The 5,171-nt window shown below is 51.2% G+C and carries 2 tRNA genes and 2 rRNA genes; all 4 read left to right on the forward strand.

The window, feature by feature from the left end:
* Positions 1-198 precede the first annotated feature (198 nt).
* The 4 genes from U873_RS0125050 to U873_RS0125065 all read left to right on the forward strand — a co-directional run bounded on the left by U873_RS0125050 (position 199) and on the right by U873_RS0125065 (position 5,148).
* Positions 199-1,737, forward strand: a 16S ribosomal RNA gene (locus U873_RS0125050).
* A gap of 123 nt (positions 1,738-1,860) precedes the next feature.
* Positions 1,861-1,937, forward strand: a tRNA-Ile gene (locus U873_RS0125055).
* A 10-nt stretch (positions 1,938-1,947) separates the two neighbouring features.
* A tRNA-Ala gene (locus tag U873_RS0125060) sits at positions 1,948-2,023 on the forward strand.
* A 233-nt stretch (positions 2,024-2,256) separates the two neighbouring features.
* Positions 2,257-5,148, forward strand: a 23S ribosomal RNA gene (locus U873_RS0125065).
* The 16S and 23S rRNA genes sit together here with 2 tRNA genes alongside, the layout of an rRNA operon.
* Positions 5,149-5,171: the final 23 nt, after the last annotated feature.

Consider the following 5,171-nt stretch of genomic DNA (forward strand, 5'->3'; position numbering starts at 1 on the left):
TGCGCGCCTCGGTTGAGACGAAAGATCTTAACCAACCGCTCTTTAACAACTGAATCAAGCAATTCGTGTGGGTGCTTGTGGAGTCAGACTGATAGTCAAAAAGATTATCAGCATCACAAGTTACTCCGCGAGAAATCAAAGATGTAACCAACGATTGCTGAGCCAAGTTTAGGGTTTTCTCAAAACCCAAAGATGTTTGAACTGAAGAGTTTGATCATGGCTCAGATTGAACGCTGGCGGCAGGCCTAACACATGCAAGTCGAGCGGCAGCACGGGTACTTGTACCTGGTGGCGAGCGGCGGACGGGTGAGTAATGCCTAGGAATCTGCCTAGTAGTGGGGGATAACGTCCGGAAACGGGCGCTAATACCGCATACGTCCTACGGGAGAAAGTGGGGGATCTTCGGACCTCACGCTATTAGATGAGCCTAGGTCGGATTAGCTAGTTGGTGAGGTAATGGCTCACCAAGGCTACGATCCGTAACTGGTCTGAGAGGATGATCAGTCACACTGGAACTGAGACACGGTCCAGACTCCTACGGGAGGCAGCAGTGGGGAATATTGGACAATGGGCGAAAGCCTGATCCAGCCATGCCGCGTGTGTGAAGAAGGTCTTCGGATTGTAAAGCACTTTAAGTTGGGAGGAAGGGCAGTTACCTAATACGTGATTGTTTTGACGTTACCGACAGAATAAGCACCGGCTAACTCTGTGCCAGCAGCCGCGGTAATACAGAGGGTGCAAGCGTTAATCGGAATTACTGGGCGTAAAGCGCGCGTAGGTGGTTTGTTAAGTTGGATGTGAAAGCCCCGGGCTCAACCTGGGAACTGCATCCAAAACTGGCAAGCTAGAGTATGGTAGAGGGTGGTGGAATTTCCTGTGTAGCGGTGAAATGCGTAGATATAGGAAGGAACACCAGTGGCGAAGGCGACCACCTGGACTGATACTGACACTGAGGTGCGAAAGCGTGGGGAGCAAACAGGATTAGATACCCTGGTAGTCCACGCCGTAAACGATGTCAACTAGCCGTTGGGAGCCTTGAGCTCTTAGTGGCGCAGCTAACGCATTAAGTTGACCGCCTGGGGAGTACGGCCGCAAGGTTAAAACTCAAATGAATTGACGGGGGCCCGCACAAGCGGTGGAGCATGTGGTTTAATTCGAAGCAACGCGAAGAACCTTACCAGGCCTTGACATCCAATGAACTTTCTAGAGATAGATTGGTGCCTTCGGGAACATTGAGACAGGTGCTGCATGGCTGTCGTCAGCTCGTGTCGTGAGATGTTGGGTTAAGTCCCGTAACGAGCGCAACCCTTGTCCTTAGTTACCAGCACGTTATGGTGGGCACTCTAAGGAGACTGCCGGTGACAAACCGGAGGAAGGTGGGGATGACGTCAAGTCATCATGGCCCTTACGGCCTGGGCTACACACGTGCTACAATGGTCGGTACAAAGGGTTGCCAAGCCGCGAGGTGGAGCTAATCCCATAAAACCGATCGTAGTCCGGATCGCAGTCTGCAACTCGACTGCGTGAAGTCGGAATCGCTAGTAATCGCGAATCAGAATGTCGCGGTGAATACGTTCCCGGGCCTTGTACACACCGCCCGTCACACCATGGGAGTGGGTTGCACCAGAAGTAGCTAGTCTAACCTTCGGGAGGACGGTTACCACGGTGTGATTCATGACTGGGGTGAAGTCGTAACAAGGTAGCCGTAGGGGAACCTGCGGCTGGATCACCTCCTTAATCGACGACATCAGCTGCTTCATAAGCTCCCACACGAATTGCTTGATTCATTGAAGAAGACGATAGAAGCAGCTTTAAGCTCCAAGCTGATAGCTCCAAGCTAACAGTTACAAGCTCGAAATTGGGTCTGTAGCTCAGTTGGTTAGAGCGCACCCCTGATAAGGGTGAGGTCGGCAGTTCGAATCTGCCCAGACCCACCAATTTTGTTATGGGGCCATAGCTCAGCTGGGAGAGCGCCTGCCTTGCACGCAGGAGGTCAGCGGTTCGATCCCGCTTGGCTCCACCATAAACTGCTTCTGAAAGCTTAGAAATGAGCATTCACATTGAATGTTGATTTCTAGTCTTTTGATTAGATCGTTCTTTAAAAATTTGGGTATGTGATAGAAAGATAGACTGAACGTTACTTTCACTGGTAACGGATCAGGCTAAGGTAAAATTTGTGAGTTCTCTTTTAATTAAGAATGCAAATTTTCGGCGAATGTCGTCTTCATAGTATAACCAGATTGCTTGGGGTTATATGGTCAAGTGAAGAAGCGCATACGGTGGATGCCTTGGCAGTCAGAGGCGATGAAAGACGTGGTAGCCTGCGAAAAGCTTCGGGGAGTCGGCAAACAGACTTTGATCCGGAGATGTCTGAATGGGGGAACCCAGCCATCATAAGATGGTTATCTTGTACTGAATACATAGGTGCAAGAGGCGAACCAGGGGAACTGAAACATCTAAGTACCCTGAGGAAAAGAAATCAACCGAGATTCCCTTAGTAGTGGCGAGCGAACGGGGACTAGCCCTTAAGTGGCTTTGAGATTAGCGGAACGCTCTGGAAAGTGCGGCCATAGTGGGTGATAGCCCTGTACGCGAAAATCTCTTAGTCATGAAATCGAGTAGGACGGGGCACGAGAAACCTTGTCTGAATATGGGGGGACCATCCTCCAAGGCTAAATACTACTGACTGACCGATAGTGAACTAGTACCGTGAGGGAAAGGCGAAAAGAACCCCGGAGAGGGGAGTGAAATAGATCCTGAAACCGTATGCGTACAAGCAGTGGGAGCAGACTTTGTTCTGTGACTGCGTACCTTTTGTATAATGGGTCAGCGACTTATTTTCAGTGGCGAGCTTAACCGAATAGGGGAGGCGTAGCGAAAGCGAGTCTTAATAGGGCGTCTAGTCGCTGGGAATAGACCCGAAACCGGGCGATCTATCCATGGGCAGGTTGAAGGTTAGGTAACACTGACTGGAGGACCGAACCGACTACCGTTGAAAAGTTAGCGGATGACCTGTGGATCGGAGTGAAAGGCTAATCAAGCTCGGAGATAGCTGGTTCTCCTCGAAAGCTATTTAGGTAGCGCCTCATGTATCACTGTAGGGGGTAGAGCACTGTTTCGGCTAGGGGGTCATCCCGACTTACCAAACCGATGCAAACTCCGAATACCTACAAGTGCCGAGCATGGGAGACACACGGCGGGTGCTAACGTCCGTCGTGAAAAGGGAAACAACCCAGACCGTCAGCTAAGGTCCCAAAGTTATGGTTAAGTGGGAAACGATGTGGGAAGGCTTAGACAGCTAGGAGGTTGGCTTAGAAGCAGCCACCCTTTAAAGAAAGCGTAATAGCTCACTAGTCGAGTCGGCCTGCGCGGAAGATGTAACGGGGCTCAAACCATACACCGAAGCTACGGGTATCACGTAAGTGATGCGGTAGAGGAGCGTTCTGTAAGCCTGTGAAGGTGAGTTGAGAAGCTTGCTGGAGGTATCAGAAGTGCGAATGCTGACATGAGTAACGACAATGGGTGTGAAAAACACCCACGCCGAAAGACCAAGGTTTCCTGCGCAACGTTAATCGACGCAGGGTTAGTCGGTCCCTAAGGCGAGGCTGAAAAGCGTAGTCGATGGAAAACAGGTTAATATTCCTGTACTTCTAGTTATTGCGATGGAGGGACGGAGAAGGCTAGGCCAGCTTGGCGTTGGTTGTCCAAGTTTAAGGTGGTAGGCTGGAATCTTAGGTAAATCCGGGGTTCTAAGGCCGAGAGCTGATGACGAGTTACCTTTTAGGTGACGAAGTGGTTGATGCCATGCTTCCAAGAAAAGCTTCTAAGCTTCAGATAACTAGGAACCGTACCCCAAACCGACACAGGTGGTTGGGTAGAGAATACCAAGGCGCTTGAGAGAACTCGGGTGAAGGAACTAGGCAAAATGGCACCGTAACTTCGGGAGAAGGTGCGCCGGTGAGGGTGAAGGACTTGCTCCGTAAGCTCATGCCGGTCGAAGATACCAGGCCGCTGCGACTGTTTATTAAAAACACAGCACTCTGCAAACACGAAAGTGGACGTATAGGGTGTGACGCCTGCCCGGTGCCGGAAGGTTAATTGATGGGGTTAGCTAACGCGAAGCTCTTGATCGAAGCCCCGGTAAACGGCGGCCGTAACTATAACGGTCCTAAGGTAGCGAAATTCCTTGTCGGGTAAGTTCCGACCTGCACGAATGGCGTAACGATGGCGGCGCTGTCTCCACCCGAGACTCAGTGAAATTGAAATCGCTGTGAAGATGCAGTGTATCCGCGGCTAGACGGAAAGACCCCGTGAACCTTTACTATAGCTTTGCACTGGACTTTGAATTTGCTTGTGTAGGATAGGTGGGAGGCTTTGAAGCGTGGACGCCAGTCTGCGTGGAGCCATCCTTGAAATACCACCCTGGCAACTTTGAGGTTCTAACTCAGGTCCGTTATCCGGATCGAGGACAGTGTATGGTGGGTAGTTTGACTGGGGCGGTCTCCTCCTAAAGAGTAACGGAGGAGTACGAAGGTGCGCTCAGACCGGTCGGAAATCGGTCGTAGAGTATAAAGGCAAAAGCGCGCTTGACTGCGAGACAGACACGTCGAGCAGGTACGAAAGTAGGTCTTAGTGATCCGGTGGTTCTGTATGGAAGGGCCATCGCTCAACGGATAAAAGGTACTCCGGGGATAACAGGCTGATACCGCCCAAGAGTTCATATCGACGGCGGTGTTTGGCACCTCGATGTCGGCTCATCACATCCTGGGGCTGAAGCCGGTCCCAAGGGTATGGCTGTTCGCCATTTAAAGTGGTACGCGAGCTGGGTTTAGAACGTCGTGAGACAGTTCGGTCCCTATCTGCCGTGGACGTTTGAGATTTGAGAGGGGCTGCTCCTAGTACGAGAGGACCGGAGTGGACGAACCTCTGGTGTTCCGGTTGTCACGCCAGTGGCATTGCCGGGTAGCTATGTTCGGAAAAGATAACCGCTGAAAGCATCTAAGCGGGAAACTTGCCTCAAGATGAGATCTCACTGGGATCTTGAATCCCCTAAAGGGCCGTCGAAGACTACGACGTTGATAGGTTGGGTGTGTAAGCGCTGTGAGGCGTTGAGCTAACCAATACTAATTGCCCGTGAGGCTTGACCATATAACACCCAAGCAATTTGCTTA

Origin of the sequence: Pseudomonas sp. PH1b (genome assembly GCF_000633395.1) — a bacterium.
In the GTDB taxonomy this organism is placed as follows: Bacteria; Pseudomonadota; Gammaproteobacteria; order Pseudomonadales; family Pseudomonadaceae; genus Aquipseudomonas.